Below are 25,210 nucleotides of genomic sequence, written 5' to 3'. Positions count from 1 at the left end.
GGCTTGCGTTATGAAGCGTCCGCTTCGTTCTCAGCGTCTTCTTTTGCTTTTGCTTCGTCTTCAGCTTTTTGTTTTGCTTCAGCTTTCTTTTCAGCCTCGGCTTTTTTCTTCGCTTCGTCTTCGGCTTTCTTAGCGGCCTCAGCTTTTTGTTTTGCTTCAGCTTCAGCGTTTGCTTTTGCATCAGCATCACGCTGTGCATCGGCATCTTGTTCTGCCTGTTCAGCCTCTTCTTTTGCTTCTTCGGCTTGCTGTTTTGCTTCTTCAGCTTGCTTCTTCGCTTCCTCTTCTTTCTTCTTCTCTTCGAGTTTCTTCTTCTCAGAGAAAGTTCCAGAGTCTTTGAAGTCGTCCGGTTTGACACTAGACGGTTGACTGAAGCGTGCGTTCGTGAACGTCTCCGGTTTGTCGGCGTAAACGCGGTTCGCGATCTGTGACCAGATGCGTTGCGTACGTTGATAGTATGGTCCGTACGGATAATCATCGGTCATCCCGAGTTCTTGTGAGTCATATCCTGACCAGACGGCGAGCGTGACGTCCGGTGTCGAACCGACGAGATACGAATCGCGCTTGAATTGAGTCGTACCCGATTTCCCCATCCAGTCGCCTGGGGCGTTTAACAATGATTTGGCGTACGTTCCGGTACCGGACGTGTACACATCACGTAACATATCGACGACGAGATACGCTGTCCGATCTTCATAGATGCGAGTCTTTTTCGGTTGCGCTTCAAAAATGGTCTCACCTTGATATTCGACACGATCGATGAAATACGGTTCGACGTGTTCACCGTAGTTGGCAAGCATCGCGTATGTCGATGCCAAGTTCACCGGGCTGACTTCACCGACACCGAGTGCCATCGATGATGCTTTTCGGTTCGTATCTGATACGGCGATGCCCATGTCGATTAGTTTTTGTGTGTCTGACTCCATCTCGTTCCGTTCTTCATAAATTTTGACGGCAGGCACGTTCAACGATAGTTTGAGCGCATCGCGGACAGTGACAGGCCCACGATACGTTTTCCCTTCATTGTTGACTGGATCTTTCCGATTGCTGTAATCAAATTTGTAGAAGTACTCTTCATCAATGACGACTGTCTCAGGCGTGATCATGCCAGCTTCAATCGCGTTCGCGTAAACGAGAATCGGCTTTGCTGTCGATCCGATTTGGCGTGTCATCTGTGTCGCATGGTTATACTCTTCGGTCTTGCCGTTAATATAACGACCGCCGACAAATCCAAGCACACGTCCGGTTTTGTTTTCAAGCATGACGCCGGCTGTTTGTTCCGGATAACTCTTACCATCGACGTTTTTGTTCGGACCAAAATTGTCAGCGTTTTTGGCAGGTTGTTGCATCGATTCATGGATTTGTTTGTCGAGCGTCAAATGAATCTTATACCCGCCTTGGCGAAGGGCGTTATGAGCGCGCTTCCCATAGCTAGAGCCGATTTCTTTCCGTTCTTTTGGCTCGAGGTCGTTCAAGTTAATGCCATCTTGCTTGAGTAGATGAGCGGTTACGATCGCAAGTGCTTCACGCTCGGCCACGTCAATCACATACGGATACCGGTCTCGCGGCTTCGACTGCGTCTTCATGAAGTCTTGCGTGATGTCGTAATTATATGCGGCATCATAGTCTGCTTTTGTAATCTTGCCGGCAACGTACATCCGGTTCAACACCGTCTTCATCCGGTTGATCGCCGGTGATACGTCTTCTTTAATGACTCCGCCTTGATAGTAAGGCGTGTAAAGGAACGGGTTTTTCGGGATGCCGGACAAGAACGCGGCTTGCGGCAACGTCAGCTTCTCGGCCGACGTGTTGAAGACGCCGCGCGAGGCGGCCTCGATGCCTGAGATGTTGCGTCCCATCGAGTTACGGCCGAACGAGACGACGTTCAAGTAGGCGTTCAAAATCTCGTCTTTGCCCATCGCTTTCTCTAAACGGAGGGCAAGCAGGATTTCTTTTGCTTTCCGTTCGAATGAGACCTCGTTCGTCAGCATTTGGTTTTTAATGAGCTGTTGGGTTAGTGTCGAACCACCTGTCCGCTCTTCCGAACCGGTCGCTTCTTGCAGGATGGCCCGAAGCGTCGCTTTCGGGACGACGCCGTCGTGTTCATAAAACTCGACGTCTTCGGTGGCGAGTAAAGCATCGACGACGAAAGGTGAAACTTTATCGACCGTGATCGGTACCCGAACTTCATCGGTCGTATAGTTCCCAATCCGTTCACCGCTTCCGAAGTAAATATCGGACGTCGATGAGTACGTATTGATTTGTGACGTCATCGTTTTATAGGCCGGAGCCGGCATATCTTTAACGAGTGATGCGAAATACCCGGCCCCGATCCCGGCGCCTAAGAAACCGATGAGGACGACAGAGATGATGGTGAGGAGCAAAACGTTCCACGACACATCATAAAATACATTGGCATAACGGCGGGCTTTCAACGACTTTGGTGTGTTCCATATGTCTCGAATCTTCTGCAGCATGACAGCCTCCTTAATATGGTGTAAAACTATTTTAGACAGTATTATATACGATTATAGCACAAGTCCTTGCCCACCTTATCGTGAATGAGCAGACTAATGCAAGTTTCAATCTTGCAGTTGACAACGAGGAAACGGAACTTATAAAATGAATAGCATAGTCAATAATAGTAGACGCGATGAAAAAAACGAAGTAGTCGGTTGACCGCTTGTCCAGAAAGCTAGTGGGTGCTGTGAACTAGCCAATGTCAACGATGAATTACACTTTTGGAGCGTGCCATTCGGCCGGGTTGGGACCGTTATCTCTCGTTTTAAGTGGCCACGGTTGTGGCAATTAGGGTGGTACCGCGGAATCTCCGTCCCTTCTCATTTGAGAAGGGACGTTTTTTTTATGTCAATTGAAGGAGTGGAAAACATGGAACTATTAAAAGATTTAGAATTTCGAGGGCTCGTCAACCAAATGACGGATGAGGCAGGATTGAAAGAGCAACTGAGCAAACCGACGACACTATACACAGGGTTCGACCCGACGGCGGACTCGCTCCATATCGGACACTTGCTACCGATCTTGACGTTGAAGCGTTTCCAAGAGGCGGGACACCACGTCATCGCTCTCGTCGGTGGCGCGACCGGGATGATTGGCGACCCGTCAGGACGGTCGGACGAACGATCGCTCAACACGCTCGATACGGTCAAAGAATTTTCGGACCGGATCAAAGATCAGTTGAGCCGCTTCCTCCCGCTCGAAGGGGAGAACCCGATCACGATCCGCAACAACTATGAATGGACAGAAGAGTTGTCGATCATCGATTTCTTACGTGACATCGGCAAGCATTTTCCGATCAGCTACATGCTCGCGAAAGACTCGGTCGATTCGCGCATGGAAAACGGGATTTCATACACGGAGTTCTCATACATGTTGCTCCAATCGTTTGATTTCTTGAAGTTGTACGAGACAGAGAATTGCCGTCTCCAAGTCGGCGGCAGCGATCAGTGGGGCAACATCACGGCCGGGCTTGAATTGATCCGTCGCTTCGGCCATTCGGAGAAGGCGTTCGGTCTGACTGTGCCGCTCGTCACGAAGTCGGACGGACAGAAGTTTGGGAAGACGGCCGGTGGTGCGGTATGGCTCGACGCGGACAAGACGACACCGTACGAGTTTTACCAGTTTTGGATCAACGTCGACGATGCCGACGTCATCAAGTTCATCAAGTACTTCACGTTCATGACGCATGAAGAGATCGACGCGCTCGAAGTGGAAATGACGGCAGCACCTGAAAAACGTGCAGCACAGCGCCGTCTTGCCGAGGAAATGACGAAGCTCGTCCACGGTGAGGCGGGTCTTGACCAAGCGGAACGCATCACGACAGCGTTCTTCAGCGGCGATTTGAAGACACTCAAGCCCGAGGATATGGATGCCGCGTTCAAAGGGATGCCGCAGTTCGAACTCGACGGCGAACGCAATCTCGTCGATCTTCTCGTCGAGGCGAAAATCGCTCCATCGAAACGCCAAGCGCGCGAAGACGTCCAAAACGGGGCGATCTACTTGAACGGCGAACGCGAGCAAGCGCTCGACAAGCTCGTCACGCGTGAAGACACGCTCGGGGACTTCACGATCATCCGCCGAGGCAAAAAGAAATACTTCGTGATCCGTCACGTCTAACCGATCCGTCCATGTCCGCAAAGTTTGCGAACATGGACTTTTTTTGTTGTGTCAAATCAGGTGTGGTCTGATACCATTTCAAATATAGAGAACGAGGAGGACGTCTAATGGATATCGAAGAGTTTTTTGGCGAACAGTTTCATCAGTGGCGGGAACGGTTCCGCTATTACGAGATGGCGATCACGGAGCTTGAGAGCGACCTTGGCATCATCGACCTCGATTGGCAGACCCGACTCGGCTATTCGCCGATCGAGCACGTGAAGACGCGGATGAAGACGTTGCCGTCGATCATTCGGAAGATGAATCAAAAACAGCTCCCACTCGAAGTGGAAGCGTTATGGGACAATATTTATGACGTCGCCGGCGTACGGATCGTCACGAGTTTCCGCGATGACATCTACGCGATTCTCGATCATTTGAAAAAGCGAGACGACTTACAGATCGACGTCATCAAAGACTATATCGAACATCCAAAGCCGAGCGGTTACCGCAGTCTCCATCTGATTGTGCGGACGAAAGTGTACTTGGCGGAACGTGTCATCTGGGTGCCGGCTGAGATTCAAATTCGGACGCTCGCGATGGATTTTTGGGCGGCGACCGAACATAAGCTTCAATATAAATATCAGCAAAAAATCCCAGAGACGTCGCGACAAGAGCTTATGGAAGCGGCTCGTATGGCAGACGCGCTCGATACGCAGATGGGCCGGATTCGCGAACAGATTTTACAACAATAAAAAAATCCCCTTTCCTGCCGATGCAGGGAAGGGGATAAAAGCATTAACGTGAGTAGTACTCAACGATGAGTTGCTCTTTGATTTGGTCGTTCAATTCAGCGCGCTCAGGGATACGTACGTACGTACCTTCGAGTTTCTCAGCGTCGAACGTGATGAATTCTTTTGTAGCTGGTGCTACTTCAAGAGCTTCAGCAATCGCTTTGAAAGTTTTCGATTTTTCGCGAACCGAGATGACTTGACCTGGTTTTACACGGTAAGACGCGATGTCTACGCGTGAACCGTCAACTTGGATGTGACCGTGGTTGACGAGTTGGCGTGCTCCACGACGTGTGCGAGCGAGGCCCATACGGTAAACGAGGTTGTCAAGGCGTGACTCGAGCAAGAACATGAAGTTCTCACCGTGGATACCTTGCATTTTCCCAGCATCGTTGAAGATGCGACGGAATTGCTTCTCGTTGATTCCGTACATGTGACGGAGTGCTTGCTTCGCTTGAAGCTGAAGACCGTATTCAGAGATTTTACGACGACCATTGCCGTGTTGGCCTGGTGCGTAAGGACGTTTTGCTAATTCTTTACCCGTTTCGCTAAGCGAGATGCCTAAGCGACGCGAGAGTTTCCAAGCTGGACCTGTGTAACGAGCCATGATTGGACTCCTCCTTGTTGTTCATGTATTTTGCACAAAAGAACAACGGTGTCAAAGACGGGTGACGCCCCTTTCTAGGTTCAAGCACCTTCACTTGATAGCGAAGCTACAAGATGCTCCTCCGACTCAGTCGAGGCCCGAAAGGTGGATACGTCTGTCTAGGACTGCTATCGTCATTTCATGCACAAAAATCAGTATACGATGGATCGGGCAGCTTGTCAATCAGATGAAGCGAAGTAATGTCTGGCAAAATTGCTCTAAGCCTTGGCGATCGACTTCTGAGAAGCGATCGAACTCGGGACTGTCGATATCGAGGACGCCGATCGTTTTGCCGTCACGGATGAGCGGGACGACGATTTCAGAGTTCGAGGCCGCATCGCAGGCGATATGGCCTGGGAATTGGTGGACGTCGGCGATCAACTGTGTCTCTTGTGTCGATGCGGCCGTGCCGCAGACGCCTTTGCCGAAGGCGATATGGACGCAAGCAGGAAGACCTTGGAACGGTCCGAGGATGAGGCTGTCGTCACCGTCAGTCAAATAGAAGCCGACCCAGTTGATGCGGTCAAGAAACTGGTTGAGCAGAGCGCTCGCGTTCGAAAGGTTAGCGACTTGGTTCGTCTCTCCTTCGAGCAGGGCAGCGAGTTGTTTGTTAAGTAAGTCATAGCCGGCGGCCAGGTCGCCAGAGTAAGTAGTAGTTTGGAACATTTGTTTCCCTCCTATATCAAGATGTATTTCAGATTAGCATCATGGTACACGCATTTTTTTATTTTGTCTCCCAAAAAGATTTTCGCGGAAAATAACATTCTCTCCCTAAACCGTTGGAAAACCTATGCAAAACATTGTTTCTATAATATGATTATTAATATCTATACTTATAAAATACTTCATTTTCTTCTTAAAGATACATAAGTCCACGAAAGCGGCTTGGAGGTTGTTACAGAGATGGATTACGGAATATACGGAATTTTAATTGGAATTATTGTCATCGCTCTAGGAGCAATGTTAGGTAGTATGCTAGCTAGACGAAGTTTTTACCAGAAAATTGATGATTTGGATATGCGAAAACAAGGCATCCTGAGTGCGAGTGTCCCGGCCGAGCTTCAAAAGTTCAAACAGTGGCCGATGGAAGGCGAAACGAAAGAAAAATTCGAACGCTGGCACCAGTCGTGGGATGAACTCGTCAGCGTCCACACGGGTCAAATCGATGAGGCGCTATATCGTTCAGAGGAAGACCTCGACAAATATCGTTTCCTCAAAGTCAAATCAGACTTGGCTGCGACCGAACAGTTGATCGAAGAACTCGAATCGATGGTTCACGCGATGCTCGATGAGATGGCGGAGTTTAACGACTATCATGCCTCCCTGCTAGATATCGTCAAAAAAGACGAGAAAGAACTGTATCAGTTCCGCAAGACGCTCATTTCTCAAAATAGCGCTTTTGGCCCGACATACGATCTCGTCGAAACCGAAATCGCTGTTGCGGAAGCGAAACGGACCGAGATGATGACCCTCAAGCAAGAAGGGCAAGTCTCAGAGGCGTTCATGGCCGGCCAAGTCCTGTCTGAAAAGGTGACGAAGATCCGTGAACTCGTTCAAGTGATTCCCCAGTTTGTCCGGACGGTTCAATTTGACTTAAAGCACCAACTGAATCAACTGCGTGCGGGTCATAAAGAAATGCAGATGGATGGCTACGCCCTCGAGACGCTCGGGTTAGTCGAAGAGATCGAGCAGGCAGAAGACCGCCGTCTTGCGCTCATGACTCGGATCGAACAGCTTGATTTTGAACACTTTGAAACGGACATGCAGCAACTCAGTTCGGATATCGATCAATTGTTCGAGGCGTTCAGCTCCGAGGTCGATGCAAGGCAGTACGTAAAAAAAGAGTTTGCTGGGGTCAAAGAACGCGAACGGCAGACGAACGAATTGATGACGCGCCTTCACCAAGAGATGTCGCGGCTTGTCAGCAACTATGAGATCAATGCCCGGGTCGGTGAGGAGTTCGAACAATTGGACCGGGAACGTGCGGTGCTCGCTGCGAACGTCCTCGATATCGAACAAGCACTCGTCGCTCAGGTGATTCCGTTCAGTCTGATCAAATCAAAAGTGCAAGATGCGAAACGGTCACTCGACCAGTTCGGTGCGATGCATGAACGGTTTATCGAAAATACGAACTCGCTTCGTAAAGAAGAGCTCGAAGTTCGGAATAAACTCGAGTCATGGAAGAAGGAATTGTCCGCTCACCGTCGCCTCTTGGCGAAGAGCGCGATGCCGGTCGTTCCGACTGATTTGACGAGTGACATGCGACAACTTCAAAAAGGGGTGCAGTCGCTAGATGAACAGTTCGAGAAGGCACCGTTCAACATGACGTATATCGTCGGCCTCAGTCACGATGTCGAGGAAACGATGGATAACTTCCGTGACCGCGTCAAAGCACTGCTCCGGCAAGTGACGTATGCGGAACAGTTGCTCCAGTATGCGAATCGGTACCGTCGTCGTGATAACGAGGTGCATGTCGCCTTGACGCTCGCTGAGAACAAGTTTTTACACGGCGAGTACGGTACGGCCGTCGAAATCGGTGAACGTGTGCTCGGGCGCTTCGACGAAGGAGCGGCTCGCGAGATCCGTCAACGTGTTGAAAAAGGTTTGGAACAACAAGATATGCTTCGAAAATAATCTATGCATGAAGATTGACGTAAACGGGAATTAACGTAGACGTCAATCTTTTTTGAATCGAGGAGGAATTTTGTGATGGGAACGCTTTGGGTAAACGGAAAGATCTATACGCTGAACAAAGAACATGAAATGGCACGGGCGATGTATGTCGAGCACGGACGCGTGTTGAAACTCGGGGAGGAAGGTCATCTTCGCCGTACATACGCGGGCCGGATCAAACAGATTGTGAACCTCGAAGGGAAGAGCGTGTATCCGGCGTTTACGGACTCGCACATTCACTTGATCGGATATGGCGAGGCGCTCGATCGCATCGACGCGACCGAGACGACGGATTTAAACGCCTTGCTCGAAGCGATGAAAGCGAAGTCGGGAGGGGACGACTGGATCGTCGCTGAAGGCTTTAACGATCGTCTGCTCGGACAGATGCCGACACGTGAGATGATTGATGCCGTCATTCCGGATCGCCCGGTCGTCTTGAAGCGCGTCTGTCGCCACGTCGCCGTCGTCAACTCGAAAGGCCTCGAGCGCTTAGGCCTCATTCATCACACCGTCATTGAAGGCGGGAAGCTCGGACGTGATGACGACGGGAAATTGAACGGCGTGTTGTACGATGCGGCGCTCGATCTGCTCCATAAAGAGCTCGGCGGAAATCGTGAGAAGAACGTCGCCTCGATCCGTCGGGCCGTCGACTCGTTGTTCGCCCATGGGATCGTCGGAGCCCACACGGAAGACTTGTTCTACCACGGAGACCCGCTCGAGACGATTCAAGCATATGAAGATGTGCTTCAAGAACTTCCGTTTCATGCCCATCTGCTCGTCCATGAACAAGTCGTTGATCAATTGCTGCAAAAAGATGCGCTTGCGAAGCGCCTGCGCTTCGACTTCGGGGCGATGAAGATTTTCGTCGACGGTTCGTTCGGCGGCCGGACGGCGCTCTTGTCCGAGCCGTATGCAGATGAAGTCGGGCAACGCGGGATCGAAGTCCATCGCCCGGACCACCTCGAGGCGCTCGTCAAAAAGGCGCGCTCATACGGGATGAACGTTGCGGCTCATGTCATCGGAGATGCGGCGGCTGAGCAGTTCATCACGCTGCTCGAGAAGTATCCGGCGAAACGAGGGACGCGCGACCGCATCATCCACGCTTCGCTATTGAACGATTCGCTGTTGAAGCGGATCAGTGCGTTGCCGGTCCTCATCGACGCGCAACCGGTCTTTTTGTCGGATGATATGGATTTGTTGTTCGACCGCCTAGGCAACGAGCGGGTCGACGACGCGTATCGGTTCAAATCGATGCTCGATACGGGTGCGCTCGTACTCGGGGGTAGTGATGCCCCGATCTCTTCTGTCGACGTCAGAAAGGGGCTCTATGCCGCTGTGACACGACAATCGTTTGAAGCGTCGGGTGCACTGAATCCAACGGAACGTCTGTCGATGTACGAAGCGCTACGGAGTTTCACCTACTCACCGCGTGTCGCGACTGGGACGCATGGCCGTGATGGCTTGTTGATTCAAAGCTATAATGCGACGTTCACCGTATGGGAAGAGGATTTCTTCGACTTGAACGGACAAGATATTTTGAGCAACCGACTTGTCATGACCGTCGTCGAAGGTTCGCCCGTCTACGAGGCGGACGTCATCAAAGCATGAGAAAAGGCTAGTCGTCCGCGATGGACGACTAGCCTTTGTCAGTTTAGAAGAAAGAGCGTTGCACTTTGTGCCAGAACGAGTTGGTTTTCAACTTGACCGTTTTGACGACCTTGTCCGACAATTCGATGTCGATCCGGTCTGTATATTTCAGACTAAGCGCTTCGTTATCCATGCCGATAATCGGATAATCGTTTCCGTCTTCAACGATGCGGAGCGACAGCTTGCGTGAATCGTGGACGATGAACGCTGAGCCGAGCGTGCGGTAACGGTTGTTGTTCACCGAAGCAATTTCACTCACTTGCATGCATGGGATGAGCGGGTCGACGACCGCGCCATTCAACGATTTATTGTAGGCGGTCGATCCCGTCGGTGTCGATACGACCATTCCATCCCCGCGGAACGTCTCGAAGTGGAGGTCGTCGATGTAGACTTCGATCGCGAGCGATTTGATGATACTCGATTTGATCGATGCCTCGTTCAGGCAGAGGAGTGGCGACGATTCGTTGATCGAAGCGGATAAGAGCGGATATTTCCGTACTTCGAGACCGGCTTCGATCCGGGCAGAGTTATCCGAGAATAAACGGTCGACTTCGTCGAGTTTATGTATATCGAAGTCACAGTAAAATTCGTTGAGGCCGCGGCCGAAACCGACATAGATGGCGTCTTGACGGAACCCGGTGTAACGGACGGCCTGTAAAAACGCGCCATCTCCCCCGATGGCGACGATGATGTTGGCATCTTCCGGGCGGTCCATGATGTTGAAACCATGTTTCTCCCCGATCTCTCTTAATTTTTTTACCTCTTTCGTGAACTCGTTGACGTTACGATGGTGCAGATACACGTTGTTTCTCATCTAAATCATCCCCTTTGTCAATTGTGTCCTTCTCATTATAACTTGTTTTAGGCGTCCGATATAGGGAAAATGACAATCAGGCCGTCTGAAGCAGGATGCTTGTCTTCGTGACGGCACCATCGATATGATGAAGAAGTAAAATTCAGAACAAGGGGATGATTTGATGCCAACATTTAAAGGGAATACAGTCACATTGCAAGGGAATCCAGTGAAAGTGGGAGATGCTGCACCCGATTTCACCGCCCTCACGACTGCACTCGAAGAAGTGTCGCTCGCGTCTTACCCAGGGAAGAAATTGATTAGTGTCGTCCCATCGATCGATACAGGACTATGCGACACGCAAACTCGTGCGTTCAATGAAAACGCGGCATCGCTCGGTGGAACGGTATTGACCGTCTCGAACGATTTACCGTTCGCCCAGCGACGCTGGTGTGCGGCGTCAGGTCTCGATAACGTCATCATGTTGTCAGATCACCGCGACCAGTCGTTCGCGCATTCGTACGGCGTGCTCATGGAAGAGCTTCGTTTGCTAGCCCGGTCAGTCTTCGTGATCGACTCGGAAGGAACTATCCAATACGTTCAGTATATGGATGAGATGACAGACGAAGTCGATTTTGACGCGGCGCTTGAAGCGTTCGACGCGGCAAACTGATTCACTTGGCGAAACGTGGACGAATAGCTTACACTATATTGTAGTTAACCAACCGGCTCTCGAAACGAGAGCCGGTTTTGTATGGAGGAGATGAACGACTATGGAACGATTTGAACAGTTGTACCGAGATTGGAAGAAAGAAACGAAAAAATTGGTGGGCGACCTCGATTTATTGCCGCTCGAAGCTTTGATCGAAGTGTTTGAGCGAGTTGACGTTGAATCGGAGAAACCGGATGACGTGCGCAAGGCAGTGAGTCTGCTTGTGCTTGAAGAGACGACAACGCTTCCGCCGAACCATCAACCGACACCGGACGCAGTCAGCTTGTTTATCGGATATTTGGCGACGAAGCTCGTCAAAGACGGAGCGAACGTGCTTGAACTCGGAAGCGGCACCGGGACTCTCGTCCACGCCATTTTATCGCAAGTGAAGGACGCGACCGCACAAGCCGTCGAAGTCGATGAACTGATGCTTCGTTTGTCATATGCGATCAGCAATTTGCTCAAAAAACCGGTTTCTTACTTCCATCAAGACGCACTTGCACCGCTGTTCGTCGAGCCGAGTGACCTCACACTCGTCGATTTGCCGATCGGTTATTATCCGAACGACGAAGTGGCGAGCGGTTATGAGTTGAAGCGAGAAGAAGGTCATTCCTATTCTCACTTCTTGATGATCGAGCAGGCGATGCGGCATACGTTGCCGGGAGGCCATGGTGTCTTCGTCATCCCGAACAATTTGTTTGAACAGGATGATGAAGGGAAATTAAAACAGTGGATGGACCGAGAAGCGGTCGTGAAAGGTGTCCTCCAACTGCCGACGACGATGTTCAAAGATGAACGGTATGCGAAGAGTATCCTCATCTTACAGAAGCAAGGAGAGGGCGTCACACGCCCGAAACAAGCGCTCCTCGTCGAGTTGCCATCGTTCACTGATGTGCGCGCTGTTGCCAATATTGTGAAACAGATTGATGAGTGGTTTAAAACAACATAATATTTATTGGGCAAAAGACTTGAAAAACATATGCCATATCAAGTATCTTCATTATGATACAGTTATCGGTTTTAAAGAGAACAGATAAAGAAACGTGTTTAAATCGAAAGGTAAGAGGTGTATGACATGACAAAAATTATGGCAGTCAACGCAGGTAGTTCGTCACTGAAGTTCCAACTTCTCGAGATGCCATCTGAGAACATGCTCGCGCTTGGTCTCGTCGAGCGCGTTGGAAAAGACGATGCGATCTTTACTATTAAATACGGCGAAGGGCAAAAGTTCAACGTCGTCACACCGCTTCACACACATAAAGAAGCGGTCGAGCTTGCGCTCGAAAAATTGATTGACCTTGGAATCATGGCTTCGTTCGATGAAATTTCGGGTGTCGGGCACCGTGTTCTTCACGGGAAAGAACTGTACGCGGATTCAGTCGTGATCGATGAGGAAGTGATGAAGAACATCGAATCGTTCGTCGAACTCGGACCGCTTCACATCCCGCCTAACTTGACTGGGATTCGTGCGTTCCAAACGATTTTGCCGAACGTGCCGCAAGTCGCCGTGTTTGATACGGCTTTCCACCAATCGATGCCGGAAGAAAACTTCCTGTACAGCCTCCCGTACGAGTACTACACGGAACACGGCGTACGGAAATACGGTTTCCACGGGACGAGCCACAAATATGTCACGCAACGTGCTTCTGAGCTACTCGGTCGTCCGCTCGAAGATTTGCGCTTGATCTCATGCCATCTCGGCAGTGGGGCGTCAATCGCGGCGGTTGCCGGCGGTCGTTCGATCGATACGACGATGGGCTTCACGCCGCTTGAAGGAATCACGATGGGAACGCGCTCAGGATCACTCGATCCGGCCCTCATCCCATTCCTTATGCAAAAAACGGGCAAGTCGGCTGAAGACGTATTGAACGTCATGAATAAAGAATCAGGCGTTTACGGTCTCTCGGGTATTTCAAGTGACTTACGTGACATCGAACAAGCTGCAGCAGAAGGTAACCACCGGGCTGAAGTGTCACTTAAAATCTTCTCGAACCGGATTCACGGTTACATCGGTCAGTACGCTGCTGAGATGAACGGCGTCGATGCCATCATCTTCACGGCGGGTGTCGGTGAAAACTCTGACGTCATTCGTGAGCGTATCCTGCGTGGGCTTGAATTCATGGGCGTCTACTGGGATCCATCACTCAACAACGGAGCGCGCGGCAAAGAGTTGTTCATCAACTATCCGCATTCGCCGGTCAAAGTCATCATCATTCCGACGAATGAAGAATTGGTCATCGCCCGCGATACAGTTCGGATCGCAAACCTTTTAGAAACACACGCTTAATCCACACAATTTAACCTCTCTAGTCGCGCTGTTCATCCGAACAGCGCGACTTTTTTTAGTTCTTTTGTCATAGTTCATCCGGGAAAATTGTGTCTAAAGGATTATCCGGGAGACGCGCACTGTAATAAAAAGAGTCGGAAAACGATACGTTTGTAACGTTTGAGTCATATTGAAACCAATAATTGGAATTTAATATGACACAAAAGGTCGTATATCTGTAAAGTTGTCATCTACCGTTAAAATAGTCCGTTTTTGTAACACTCCTGTAATTTTTGTGTCATTCAAATGAATTTTAGTTGTAAACGCACGTCCGGTTGTTTCGTCATATAGTTATCTGGACGAAACATTACTCGTCTTGACGCATCGTGTTTATGTTTGAACGTAACAATCACCAAGAACTGACAACTATGAAAAACGACAAAACAAACCGACTAGGAAAGGACGAACCTCATGTTAAAAAAAATTGGAACGGTCTTATTACTGACGGTCATGACATTCGCCATGCTTTTACCGCAACAACCAGTAGAGGCGTCTTCTAAAATTTATGTAAAAAGCCAAGTGAACGGATTGAACGTTCGCTCAGCGGCTACGATTAATGGTAAGGTACTTGGAAAAATCAATAAAGGACAACAACTCCAGCGCACTGGTACAAAAGGGGCTTGGATTCGCGTCAACTATAAAGGTAAGGCCGGTTGGATCGCAACCAAATACTTACGCACCGTTAAACCGGTTGCGAAAGCGAGCGTGAAATCGTATACGATGAACGCCTCTGCCTACACACCATACTGCAAAGGGTGTTCAGGTAAGACGGCACTCGGATGGAACGTTCGTACACAAAGACATAACGTCGTCGCTGTCGACCCGCGCGTCATCCCGCTCGGTTCTAAAGTACAAGTGTATGTTGGTGGGAAGTTGATGGGTACGTACACGGCGGCTGATACAGGCGGCTCTATCAAAGGACATAAGATCGACATTCTCATGTACTCGCAAAGTGCGGCCATCAACTTCGGCCGCAAGACGGTCACGGTCAAAGTCTTATAAGCCAATAAGAAAGAGTCATCGCAAACGCGATGACTCTTTTTTAATGAAATTATTGACGAACGATCAAGACGTCGCACTTCGAGTACCGGACGATGCTCTCGGATACGCTACCGATAAAGAAGCGTTCGACCGCATTCAAGCCGGTCGCTCCACAGATGATAAGGTCAATTTCGTGATTCGGTGCGATTTTTTTCGCAATCGTCACTTTAGGCGAACCGTATTCGATGACCGTTTCGACTTCTTTGACACCACGTTCTTTGGCCCGATTGACATAGTCGTCGAGCAGTTCTTTCGCATAAGTTTCTGCACGTTCGGTAATCGTCCGATCGTATGCTTCGACCGTTGCGAACGTCCGTGTATCGATCACGTGACCGATATACAGTTTTCCGTCGTTTCGAAGTGCGACGTCGATTGCTGTTTCGAATGCGCGTTCCGCCTCTTTCGAGCCGTCGACGGCAGAAAGGATATGTTTGTAGACAATTGCCATGTAAATCCCAACCTTTCGCTTGAAATGTACGTGCGGCTTACATATATAGTATACCACTTCACTCGAAATTCACGCCCGCTTCTTTTGAGAATGTGTGAAATTTTCACAACTTTCTTACGGAACAGGTTGAAGTTTGGAAATCAATAGATGGAACGGGTAAGATGATACAGAGGAGGGATGACGATGAAACACGTAGTCATCACGGCTGGTGCGAAAGGGATCGGCCGGGTTGTAACGGAACGACTGTTGGAGGAAGGCTGGTATGTCAGCGTGCTTCAACGAAAACCGATTGATTGGGAGCACGAACGGCTACATATGATCGAGACACCGTTGACGGACCGAGAAGCGGTGACGGCCGGTTATGACGAGGCGGTGAGCAAGTTCGGTAAGCCGGACGCTTTGATTTTGAACGCGGGTCCATATATTTTCGAACGAAAATGTCTCGTTGATTTGACGGACGAGGAGTGGGAGGAAGTGATCACCGGGAACTTGTCCGCCTCGTTTTGGCTGATGCGTCGGGCGATTCCGGATATGCGGGCGAAACAGTTCGGTCGTATCATCACGTACGGCTTCCCTGAGAGTGCGACGGCACCGGGCTGGTTGCACCGGTCCGCCTTTGCTGCCGCGAAGACCGGTCTCGTCAGTTTGACGAAGACGGTCGCGCTCGAGGAAGCGGTGCACGGTATCACGGCGAACATGATCAATCCGGGTAACATCGTCGGTGCGCAGAAAGAGATGCGGATCGAATCCGCTGAACCGGATAATCAAACACCGGTCGGTCGGCATGGGACCGGCGAAGACATCGCGCGAATGATCATGTTCTTGCTCGCGCGGGACTCGGACATGGTCACCGGGGCGGTCATCGATGTGACCGGAGGCGTCAACGTCGTCCACCAATATCGAAAGTAAGGAGTGCTTCATATGAAGTTGGCCATTTTGACGGACATTCACGGGAACGTCCAAGCGTTAGACGCGGTATTGAACGAGTTGGACGGTCAAGGGATCGATGACATCTGGAGTCTCGGCGATATGATCGCGATGGGACCAGATTCGAACGAAGTGATGGCGCGACTCCTCGACCGAGGTGTCAAGATGATCACGGGAAACCACGATGAAGCCGTCCTCTCACTGCTCGCGGGAACGGGACATCCCGAAAGTTATGCCCATACGCGGCCTCATCACGAATGGGTCGCGCGAACGTTGCGCCCTGACTACGCCGATGCGCTTATGAAATTGCCTCGTACGATCGAGCAAACGATAGGCAGGGAGCGTATATACGGCATTCATTACCACATCCCGACTGAAAAGCGTGAGGCATCGATCGTCGACGAGCCGTTTCATGACATCGTCGAAGCGACGCTTCCGAACATGCAACGCTTATTTGGTGATTACGCGGCGGACGTCGTTTGTTTCGGTCACCATCACCCGGTCCACGCGTTTCAAGATGAGCGTAAACGGTATTTCAATCCAGGGGCGCTCGGCGTCGCCAAAGACGATTTGGCCCGCTACGGGGTGCTGCAGTGGGATGAGGCGGGACTGCGTGTCAGTGCTAAGACGATCCCGTACGATAAACCGTCTTTCATGAACAAGATGGAGCGTGACGAAGTGCCACAGCGCGAAGTGATGTGGCGCCTGTTCTATTGAAAAAGAGGTTGAGGACATATGCCTTCAACCTCAAGTTGTTGACGAACGAGGTCGCTAAAAGCAATCTCGTTCGTCTTTTATTATGTCCGAAGACCTTGAGGCGCTCTGCCCGACATGAAATTGAAGAAATGCTATGTAACGGTCGTTCTCGTCCGCGGTAGAACGTGAAACGGCCGCCCGAGGGCGACCGTTTGCTTTGCTCGTCCGATGGTACTAAGGCTCAGGGATTGCCTGCGGAAAGCGTGGGCACCGGAAGGACGAGCGAATTTGATTGTGTTAGTCAACCTCTTTTAAATTTCTTGTAACGTCTTCGGGAAGCTCGTCAACAAGATTGGTCCGCTTTCGGTCATGACGATGTCATCCTCGATGCGGACGCCGCCGACACCAGGGAGATAAATGCCTGGCTCGACCGTGAACGTCATGCCGACCTGGGCCGTCATATCGTTGTTGGCTGCCATCGATGGGAACTCGTGGACCTCGATGCCGATACCGTGACCGACGCGATGGGTGAAGTATTCCCCGTATCCGGCCGTCGTGATGACTTGGCGGGCGGCGATATCGATCGAGCCGAGCGTCGTCCCGACGTTCGCCATCTCGATGGCGGCTTCTTCGGCCCGGAGCACGGTCTCGTAGATTTCCCGTTGTTTTGTGCTCGCCTCACCGTAGACGACGGTGCGGGTGATGTCTGAACAGTAGCCTTGCCAGACGACACCGAGATCGAATAAGGCGAAGTCACCTTTTTTGAGTCGGTTGTTGCCAGGAACACCGTGCGGATCGGCGCTATTTTCACCGAACAAGACGAGTGTGTCAAATGACATTTCACGGACACCTTGCCGTTTCATGGCGTATTCGATCTCGGCGATGACTTCAAGTTCGGTCACCCCTTCACGCAACGCGCGGATGCCGGCTTCGATTGCCATGTCGGCAAGTTCGGCCGCGCGTTTCATGACCCGGATCTCATCTGTCGACTTGATCATTCGGAGCGCTTGTAATTCTTCCGTCAAATCAATGATCGACAGTCCGGCAAATCCGGCACGCAGTTGTTCGACGCGGTTATATGGTAAATGCTCGCCTTCAATCCCGATTCGTTCCGGAATGATTTGTTGGTCGAGAAACAGTTTGACGACTTTGTCCCACGGATTTTCGTGGTCCATGTACGTCACGATCTCACCGTTCCAGTCGCTCGCTTCGACGATTCCTTTTTCAAGGGCCGGACAGACGAGCGCCGTTGTCCCGTTCTTCAGTACTAGGATAGCGATCAAACGTTCATGGGCCTCGGCGTATACTCCTGAAAAATAGAAGACGGACGCTTTTGACGTGACAAACGCGGCGTCTAGCCCTTTCGTGGCCAAAGATTGTGCAATGTGGTTGGTTCGTTGATTCAACTCGATTCCCTTCCTTCTTGTTCAGTGGCTTTCTCGTTCATTATAGCGTTTTCCAAAATGGAAAGGAAATGTTGCATTTTCAGTAGTACAGTTTGAACAAGGTTCACTGATACAGTATACTGAGGATGACAGAAAATGTATTGAGGAAAGGGACTCGTGACATGACAACAAAACATGAACAGATCATAGCACATATCGAGTCGCTCGATGTCGGGTCTAAAATCTCCGTTCGCCAAATCGCCAAAGAACTTGCGGTATCAGAGGGGACGGCTTATCGGGCCATCAAAGAAGCGGAGAACTTGGGGTTCGTGTCAACGATCGAACGGGTCGGCACGATCCGCATCAAGCGCAAACATAAAGAGAACATTGAAAAACTGACATTTGCCGAAGTCGTCAACATCGTTGATGGTCAAGTGCTCGGCGGACGCGACGGCCTGCATAAAACGCTATCTAAGTTCGTCATCGGGGCGATGAAGCTCGAAGCGATGATGCGATATATCGACGTCGACTCGCTCGTCATCATCGGTAACCGGGAGAAAGCGCATGAACTCGTCTTGCAATCAGGCGGGGCCGTACTAATCACCGGTGGATTCGATACGACCGACGAAGTGAAACGGATGGCGGATAAGTACAACATGCCTGTCATCTCGACTTCCTATGACAGCTTTACCGTGGCGACGATGATCAACCGCGCCATCTATGACCGTTTGATCAAAAAGGAAATTCTGCTCGTCTCGGATATCGTCATTCCGTTACACGATACGTTTTATTTAAAAGTGGACGATACGGTCAAACGTTGGCACGAACTCAATGAACGGACGAAGCACAACCGTTACCCGGTCATCGACGACCAGATGAAAGTCGTCGGCGTCATCACCGCCAAAGATCTCATCGATCGGCCGCACGATACAGAAATCGAAAAAGTGATGACGAAAAGCCCGATCACGGCCGGCGTTCAGACAAGTGTCACGAATGCGGCCCACCAGATGGTATGGGAAGGGATCGAGATGTTGCCGGTCGTCGACAACTACGGTCGCCTGCTCGGCATCATCAGCCGTCAAGACGTCCTAAAGGCGCTTCAGCTCGCGAACCGGCAACCACAAGTCGGTGAGACGTTTGATAATATGATCACCAATCAGTTGAAAGAGGATCCGACTTCGAACGGGACGGCGTTCACGGTCGAAGTGGCACCTCAAATGACGAGCCACATGGGGACGGCGTCGTCCGGAGTCTTGACGACGCTTCTAGTCGAAGGGGCGACCCGGAGTTTGCGGCATATGAAAAAAGGCGACCTTGTCGTCGAGAATATCACGGTCTACTTCATGAAACCGATTCAAATCGAGAGCCAAATCCGCGTCTCGGCGAACGTGTTCGACCTCGGACGAAAGTTCGGGAAAGTCGACGTCGAGATGACACAAGGGACACAACTCGTCGCCAAAGCGCTCGTCACAGCGCAACTGATCGACCGGTAAAGAAAAACGAGCTGATGATGTCATCAGCTCGTTTTACATATTAAGATTGGTTGATTGGTTCTTCAGACGCCTTCGGGAAAATCTTGCGATAGCGAATGATCCCGACGATTGCGTTGCCAAGCCCGAGGACGAGCATGACGATGCTGACGATCCAGCCGATGGTCGAATTGAGGCCGAGGCCGCCGAGCATCTGGTTGATGGCGAACAGCGCCAAAAACAAGCTGAGCCAGATGAGCGCTTGCGTGTTGAACAACGCTTTCCGGTACGGCGTCTTCGTCAAGAAGGCCCGACGTTTATAGACCAAATACGCACCGAGTGAGAACAAGATGAGTCCGATCATGATTAATTGACTCAAGTGAGAAACCCCTTTCAAACGTATAATCTGTTATCATCATACCATAGAATGGACATCAAGAAAGCGAGGAACGACCATGGCACATTGGCCTGAAGCAACAACGATATTGAAGTTAATCGAGGCGGCGGACACGATTATGATCCATCGACACGTCCGTCCCGATCCGGATGCGCTCGGAAGTCAACTCGGCTTAAAGCGGATCATCGAGCGGGCTTACCCGGATAAACACGTTTACGTCGTCGGCGGTATTGCCCGCGACCTCGAATTTTTAGGGAAGATGCAACACGTGGAGCCGGAGATGTATGACGAGGCGCTCGTCCTCGTGCTTGATACAGCGAACCACGAACGAATCGATGGACCATACGCCTTGAAAGGGAAGACCGTCGTCAAGATCGACCACCATCCTGACGAAGACGAGTATGCGACACATCAGATCGTCGATACGACGGTCAGTTCGACGTCGGAGATTGTGGCCGAGCTCGCTCGGATATGGGGCTTGGCTATCGATGAGCAGTCGGCGTTCTTACTTTTCGCGGGTATCGTCGGTGATACGGGACGCTTCCAGTTCCGGAACGCGACGCCGCACACGTTTGAGATCGCTGCTGACTTGATCAGTTACGGCATCGACACGAACCGCTTGTACCGCCAAATGTATAAGACGAACTTGGCGACACTCCAACTGCAAGGTTACGTCCTGCAAAACGTTCAAGTGACAGAGGCGGGCGTCGGATATGTCAAAATCGACGCCGACGTTCTCCGGACGTTTCATGCGACGCCAGAAGCGGCGTCGTTGCTCGTCAACAGCTTCTCTGGACTGGAGGGGTTGAAATGTTGGGTCATGTTCGTCGAGAACAAAGATGAGATTCGTGTCCGTATCCGCTCGAAAGGCCCGGTCATCAATGAAGTCGCCAAACGTTACCGTGGCGGCGGGCATCCGATGGCAGCCGGTGCGACAATTGACACGTGGGAAGAAATGGACGATGTGATTGCCGCACTAGAAGAAGTGGCCGCACCGTTCGAATTTGAAAATGAAGAGAGCTGACCGCGGTCAGCTCTCTTCATTTTGTATCGTCGTCTTGTGGAATGAACCACGTGCCGCGATCGGTGACGTCTTCGACGACGTCAAGTTGGTACTCGGTAATGTATTTGCGCAGCCGTTCGATAATTTCAGGACTGTCGGCAAATACGGTCTGTCCGTTCTGTAAAAGTTCTAACTTGTCGCGCGCGATTTTACCCCGATTAATAATCATACGCTTTTACCCCCTTTTATCATTCGTTTTGTCTATAATTATTGTATCAGAGAAGCATCGAGATGAGTTTGACAATTAAGAAACAAGAGAGGGGGGCGCTTGTGCTCCATTTAAATGTAAGATCAGCGTTTAGCTTGATGCATAGCACGATTCGCTTAGAGCAATATGTCGCCTCGATGGCGGAGCGGGGGAGTAAGTCGGTCGCGGTCGCAGATGACGCGTTTTATGGCGTTCCTCAATTTGTGAGACTATGCGAACGCTATGCTGTCAAGCCGGTCATCGGTCTACGGACGAGCCTTCATGTCGATGGGCTCGAGTTGGCCGTGCTCGTGTATGCGATGACCGACCTAGATATTCCAAAGCTGTATCGCATCGTCGAGGCAGGCGGATTAACCGAACCGACAGATTTATCGGTCGTCATCTTACCTGAGAATTGGAAAACGAGTGACCCGGTCCACCGACGTCGTTTGTTTAACCGTATACTCGGCTTTGTGGCAGAAGAACGGTTATGGCTCGGGTTGCCTGCTCCGCAGACGACCGAACAGACGCTCATCGTCAAACAGCTTCGGGGGATGCGCGAAGAACTCGGTGTTCGTTTAGTGCCGACGCCAGAGACATGCTATATGCGACCAGAAGATTTTGAAGCGTATCGTGCCATCGTCGCAATCGGGGAAGGCGAGGTCATCTCCCAAGAGGACGTTCATCAAAAAGGCAAGTATGTGCGGCTTCCGAGCGAGATGAACGACTGGTTCGAACCCTTGGAGCTCGAGGAACTCGCGCGATTCGAACAACTTACGTCGGTAACGCAGATTCCGGCCGCGACTGCCGCGATCCCGGAACTGCCTGATGCCGTCGATCGACTCAAACGTCTCGTCGCGGAGCGATTGAAAGCACTTGATTTGCTCACCGACACGTATATCGAGCGGGCCCGGTACGAGCTTGACGTCATCGCCGGTACGGGGTTCGCCTCATACTTTTTGATTGTCGAGGACATCGTTCGCTTCGCCAGGGAGCAGGGCATCGAAGTCGGTCCAGGTCGTGGTTCAGCGGCCGGGTCGCTCGTCAGTTTCGCGCTTCATATTACAGAAGTCGATCCTGTTCGCTTCGATTTGCTGTTTGAACGTTTCTTGAACCCGGAACGGATCAGTATGCCAGATATTGATTTAGACTTCGAAGACGAACGGAGAGACGAGGTCGTCCAGTACGTGCTTGACAAGTATGGGCTGCATCACGCCGCTCAAATCGGTACGTTAGCGACGTTCGGAGCGAAGGCGGCGCTGCGTGACGTGGCCCGCGCTCTCGGGATGACGCTTGAAGAAGGCCAGGCTGCCAGTAAACAAGTCAAGGACGACGGGATCGCGGGCATTACGAACAATCCGACTAAAATGAAGTGGTTTGCCGGAAGTCAAAAACGGTCGCACCTGTTGACGATCGCGTCTCAATTGGAAGGGTTGCCGAGGCAAGCGTCGATCCATGCGGCCGGGATCGTCTTGAGCCGAGATCCGCTTGACACGGTAACGCCGCTGCAACCGACGGATGGGGGCCAAGTGACACAATATAATATGAAGGATCTCGAGGCGCTCGGACTGCTAAAAATCGATTTGCTCGGTCTCCGGAACTTGACACGATTGCGCGAGATGGAGATGTTGATTCGTGACACCGATTCACTCTTCTCGCTGAAATCGATCCCGCTCGATGACAATCGGACGTTACGTGTTCTCGCACGAGGCGATACAGACGGCGTCTTTCAGTTTGAGTCGGACGGGATGAAGCAGGCGCTGCGGCAAGTGAAACCGACCGAGTTTGAAGATATCGTCGTCACGATGTCGCTTTATCGCCCTGGACCGATGCAGTTCATCGAGACGTATGCCAAACGCAAGCACGGGATGCCGTACAAGCCGGTCCATCCGATCGTTGGCGAAGTGATGGAGACGACTAAAGGCGTGCTCGTCTACCAAGAACAAGTCATGAAGTTATTGCGCGAACTCGCCGGATATTCATACGCCGAGGCCGATTTGATTCGTCGAGCCATCGCTAAAAAGGATATGGCCGCCATCGAGGTCGAGAAAACCCGTTTTTTGGAGAAGACGGCGGAGTACGACACGGATTCGATGCGACAAGTGTTCTCATGGATTGAAAAATTCGCAGGCTACGGGTTCAACCGGTCGCACGCCGTCGCCTATAGTTTGATCAGTTATCGATTAGCGTATGTGAAAGCACACTTTGAACGCATTTTTTATCTCGTGACGTACGATAAGACGAATCAACTCGTGCGTATGCTAAGGAAAGGTAAAATCCCCGTCTATCCTCCTGACGTCTTGCACGGGAAAGCGGGAGCGTCTCTAGAAGGTCCGGGAGTCCGTCTCGGCCTCAAGGCGATTCAAGGATTGACGAAGCGGGACGTGGAACGATTGATTGAGCATCACGATCAGTTCACCGATGTGAAACGACTCGTGGAACTGATGGACTGGGGAACGAAAGATCAGTTGAAATTGCGCCGTCTGCTCGGTTCCGGGGCGTTAGACCGCATGTACCACGGGGAGCGGAGCCGGGCTTTCCGGGCCGTGGAACGCTTGCGGGAAGAGGCGGGGACACATCTGCTCCCGGATGAACTGTCGGCCCTCGGTTTGAAACGGACCGAGACGCCGGAACCGAATTGGTCGGAAGAAGAACGCGAGGCGCTCGGGACGTGGATCGTCCACTCACCTTTGACGACGGTGGCACCCCTTCAAGTGGACACGGCCACGATCGAGGAAGTGTTGCGCGGCGACAGAGGGTTCATCGTCGTCTACGTCGATGCGATCCGGACGTTCAAGACGAAGAAAAACGAGGAGATGGGTGTCGCCATGGTCGATGACGGGGTCTCGCAAGATGAGGTCGTCATCTTCCCACGCGTGTTCGCAAACTACGCACGCTCGCTCTATGTCGGGAACGTCCTGTTGCTCGAGGTTCATCCAAACGAGCGGGACGGGCGGAATCAACTCGTCGTGGAGCGGGTGCGGCCATTAAATGGTCAAGCGTTGTTCGTCCGGCTTCGCCGTGAATCGTTCGCCGAGCTCGAAGAACTCCTTCATACAGCAAGTGGGGACGTCCCGGTAATTTGTCGCTTCTCCGACTCAAAAGAGGTGAAGCAATTGGCGTCTGCTTACTCGGTCAATCCAACGGAATCCTTCATGACCGCTTTGAAGAGCCGGTTCGGGGAAGCGGACGTCGTCTTGAAGCGGGTCGATTCAAAAACGTCCGGCGCGGGAACTAGTACCAAGTCATAAAAAGTGGTATAATCTGTTTGATTGGTCTGACCACTTTAAAGAGAATGCCATCCGAAAAGGAGTTGAACGGTCAGATGCATGGAAAATACGCATCCTCATTTCACGAAAACATTTCTAAAATTAGATCGTTGATCGTTCAGGCATCGCTCGCGCCGGGCGACCGTCTTCCATCCGAACGTGAACTGGCCGAGACGCTTTCAATCAGCCGCGCTTCGGTCCGAGAGGCGCTTCGGGCCCTCAGCTTTCTTGGGATCGTGGAGACGCGTCACGGGGGCGGGACGTTTTTGTGCGAGCAAGATCGGCACCGCTACATTGAGATCTTGTCTGAGTTTATCGTCACGAAACAGACGAAAGCGTCCGACATCGTCGACATGTTGCGGTTGCTTGAGCGCCTTGCGTTTTCTGAAGTCGAGCCGACACCGGAGCGGGTCAAGCTGCTCGAAGCGAACTTAGCGAATGATCGCGAGTTCCGTCAACAGCTGATTCTAGGCCTAGACAACGAGCTCTTCATTCGAATTTGGAGTGAAGTGAACCGATTTTATGACGGGACGGACGCAGGTGAACTGTATACGATCGAAGAACGAACACAATTATTGGAGATGTGGCGCAAGGTGAGGATGCCGGAATGAACGAGGGGGAAGC

Annotated in this window: 22 protein-coding genes and 1 other annotated feature; of the genes, 14 read left to right on the top strand and 8 right to left on the bottom strand. The window is 51.4% G+C overall.

Annotated features, from left to right (window positions below):
• Window positions 1-8: 8 nt before the first annotated feature.
• Window positions 9-2,477, bottom strand: a complete 2,469-nt coding sequence (locus EVJ20_RS05710; protein WP_131507242.1) for a transglycosylase domain-containing protein — start codon at window positions 2,475-2,477, stop codon at window positions 9-11.
• A 167-nt stretch (window positions 2,478-2,644) separates the two neighbouring features.
• Window positions 2,645-2,841 (top strand) — a binding site (T-box leader).
• Window positions 2,842-2,889: 48 nt separating this feature from the next.
• Between EVJ20_RS05710 and tyrS the strand changes: the two genes are divergently transcribed.
• Together tyrS and EVJ20_RS05700 are read left to right on the top strand one after the other, a co-directional pair.
• Entirely contained in the window at window positions 2,890-4,137 is a 1,248-nt protein-coding gene (tyrS, locus tag EVJ20_RS05705; RefSeq protein ID WP_131469748.1) for a tyrosine--tRNA ligase, read from the top strand.
• Window positions 4,138-4,244: 107 nt separating this feature from the next.
• Window positions 4,245-4,871 (top strand): GTP pyrophosphokinase, encoded by a 627-nt coding sequence (locus EVJ20_RS05700; RefSeq protein WP_131490408.1) that lies wholly within the window; start codon window positions 4,245-4,247, stop codon window positions 4,869-4,871.
• Window positions 4,872-4,914: 43 nt separating this feature from the next.
• Here the strand turns inward: EVJ20_RS05700 and rpsD are convergent, their stop codons facing one another.
• Window positions 4,915-5,514 carry a 30S ribosomal protein S4 gene (rpsD, locus tag EVJ20_RS05695; RefSeq protein ID WP_016508465.1) on the bottom strand — a complete coding sequence of 200 codons (600 nt, stop codon included), beginning with the start codon at window positions 5,512-5,514 and terminating at the stop codon, window positions 4,915-4,917.
• Between the two features lie 222 nt (window positions 5,515-5,736).
• Window positions 5,737-6,219 carry a GAF domain-containing protein gene (locus EVJ20_RS05690; protein ID WP_070329486.1) on the bottom strand — a complete coding sequence of 161 codons (483 nt, stop codon included), beginning with the start codon at window positions 6,217-6,219 and terminating at the stop codon, window positions 5,737-5,739.
• 237 nt (window positions 6,220-6,456) lie between these two features.
• On the opposite strand from EVJ20_RS05690, the gene ezrA reads away from it, so the two are divergent.
• Window positions 6,457-8,187: a septation ring formation regulator EzrA gene (gene ezrA / locus EVJ20_RS05685; protein WP_131443037.1), complete on the top strand. Its 1,731-nt coding sequence runs from the start codon at window positions 6,457-6,459 to the stop codon at window positions 8,185-8,187.
• A 75-nt stretch (window positions 8,188-8,262) separates the two neighbouring features.
• Entirely contained in the window at window positions 8,263-9,834 is a 1,572-nt protein-coding gene (locus EVJ20_RS05680) for an amidohydrolase (protein ID WP_070329488.1), read from the top strand.
• Window positions 9,835-9,877: 43 nt separating this feature from the next.
• Here EVJ20_RS05680 and EVJ20_RS05675 read toward each other — a convergent pair whose 3' ends face one another.
• Window positions 9,878-10,687, bottom strand: coding sequence for an NAD kinase (locus EVJ20_RS05675; RefSeq protein ID WP_071397834.1), 810 nt, complete (start codon window positions 10,685-10,687; stop codon window positions 9,878-9,880).
• 163 nt (window positions 10,688-10,850) lie between these two features.
• Here EVJ20_RS05675 and tpx point away from each other — a divergent pair, with 163 nt between their 5' ends.
• The 4 genes from tpx (at window position 10,851) to EVJ20_RS15360 (ending at window position 14,706) form a co-directional block, all read left to right on the top strand.
• Window positions 10,851-11,339 (top strand): thiol peroxidase, encoded by a 489-nt coding sequence (gene tpx, locus EVJ20_RS05670; RefSeq protein ID WP_071397833.1) that lies wholly within the window; start codon window positions 10,851-10,853, stop codon window positions 11,337-11,339.
• A gap of 100 nt (window positions 11,340-11,439) precedes the next feature.
• Window positions 11,440-12,327 (top strand): class I SAM-dependent methyltransferase, encoded by an 888-nt coding sequence (locus tag EVJ20_RS05665; RefSeq protein WP_070329491.1) that lies wholly within the window; start codon window positions 11,440-11,442, stop codon window positions 12,325-12,327.
• Window positions 12,328-12,453: 126 nt separating this feature from the next.
• Window positions 12,454-13,665: an acetate kinase gene (locus EVJ20_RS05660; protein ID WP_070329492.1), complete on the top strand. Its 1,212-nt coding sequence runs from the start codon at window positions 12,454-12,456 to the stop codon at window positions 13,663-13,665.
• Between the two features lie 450 nt (window positions 13,666-14,115).
• On the top strand, window positions 14,116-14,706 hold the full coding sequence (locus tag EVJ20_RS15360; RefSeq protein WP_131440042.1) for a 3D domain-containing protein: 591 nt from the start codon (window positions 14,116-14,118) through the stop codon (window positions 14,704-14,706).
• Between the two features lie 49 nt (window positions 14,707-14,755).
• On the opposite strand, the gene EVJ20_RS05650 is transcribed toward EVJ20_RS15360, so the two are convergent.
• Complete coding sequence (locus EVJ20_RS05650) at window positions 14,756-15,193, bottom strand: universal stress protein (RefSeq protein WP_016508455.1); 438 nt, start codon at window positions 15,191-15,193, stop codon at window positions 14,756-14,758.
• Window positions 15,194-15,376: 183 nt separating this feature from the next.
• On the opposite strand from EVJ20_RS05650, the gene EVJ20_RS05645 reads away from it, so the two are divergent.
• Window positions 15,377-16,102 carry an SDR family oxidoreductase gene (locus EVJ20_RS05645; protein WP_070329494.1) on the top strand — a complete coding sequence of 242 codons (726 nt, stop codon included), beginning with the start codon at window positions 15,377-15,379 and terminating at the stop codon, window positions 16,100-16,102.
• 12 nt (window positions 16,103-16,114) lie between these two features.
• Window positions 16,115-16,837, top strand: coding sequence for a metallophosphoesterase family protein (locus tag EVJ20_RS05640; RefSeq protein ID WP_131507241.1), 723 nt, complete (start codon window positions 16,115-16,117; stop codon window positions 16,835-16,837).
• 290 nt (window positions 16,838-17,127) lie between these two features.
• Here the strand turns inward: EVJ20_RS05640 and EVJ20_RS05635 are convergent, their stop codons facing one another.
• A complete protein-coding gene (locus EVJ20_RS05635; RefSeq protein ID WP_071397827.1) occupies window positions 17,128-18,222 on the bottom strand; it encodes a M24 family metallopeptidase in 1,095 nt (364 codons plus the stop codon).
• A gap of 161 nt (window positions 18,223-18,383) precedes the next feature.
• On the opposite strand from EVJ20_RS05635, the gene EVJ20_RS05630 reads away from it, so the two are divergent.
• Entirely contained in the window at window positions 18,384-19,694 is a 1,311-nt protein-coding gene (locus EVJ20_RS05630) for a DRTGG domain-containing protein (protein ID WP_070329497.1), read from the top strand.
• 40 nt (window positions 19,695-19,734) lie between these two features.
• On the opposite strand, the gene EVJ20_RS05625 is transcribed toward EVJ20_RS05630, so the two are convergent.
• Window positions 19,735-20,049, bottom strand: a complete 315-nt coding sequence (locus EVJ20_RS05625) for a YtpI family protein (protein ID WP_236633359.1) — start codon at window positions 20,047-20,049, stop codon at window positions 19,735-19,737.
• Window positions 20,050-20,125: 76 nt separating this feature from the next.
• Here EVJ20_RS05625 and EVJ20_RS05620 point away from each other — a divergent pair, with 76 nt between their 5' ends.
• A complete protein-coding gene (locus tag EVJ20_RS05620; RefSeq protein ID WP_070326931.1) occupies window positions 20,126-21,091 on the top strand; it encodes a DHH family phosphoesterase in 966 nt (321 codons plus the stop codon).
• 16 nt (window positions 21,092-21,107) lie between these two features.
• On the opposite strand, the gene EVJ20_RS05615 is transcribed toward EVJ20_RS05620, so the two are convergent.
• On the bottom strand, window positions 21,108-21,299 hold the full coding sequence (locus tag EVJ20_RS05615; RefSeq protein WP_016508471.1) for a hypothetical protein: 192 nt from the start codon (window positions 21,297-21,299) through the stop codon (window positions 21,108-21,110).
• A 101-nt stretch (window positions 21,300-21,400) separates the two neighbouring features.
• Here EVJ20_RS05615 and dnaE point away from each other — a divergent pair, with 101 nt between their 5' ends.
• Both dnaE and EVJ20_RS05605 read left to right on the top strand, forming a co-directional pair.
• Window positions 21,401-24,568, top strand: coding sequence for a DNA polymerase III subunit alpha (dnaE, locus tag EVJ20_RS05610; RefSeq protein WP_236636166.1), 3,168 nt, complete (start codon window positions 21,401-21,403; stop codon window positions 24,566-24,568).
• A 74-nt stretch (window positions 24,569-24,642) separates the two neighbouring features.
• Window positions 24,643-25,197 (top strand): FadR/GntR family transcriptional regulator, encoded by a 555-nt coding sequence (locus tag EVJ20_RS05605; protein ID WP_070326933.1) that lies wholly within the window; start codon window positions 24,643-24,645, stop codon window positions 25,195-25,197.
• The last annotated feature ends 13 nt before the right edge of the window (window positions 25,198-25,210 follow it).

Source organism: Exiguobacterium sp. SH0S1 (assembly GCF_004337165.1).
In the GTDB taxonomy this organism is placed as follows: Bacteria; Bacillota; Bacilli; order Exiguobacteriales; family Exiguobacteriaceae; genus Exiguobacterium; species Exiguobacterium aurantiacum_A.
This window is presented reverse-complemented; position numbering and strand designations above follow the sequence as displayed.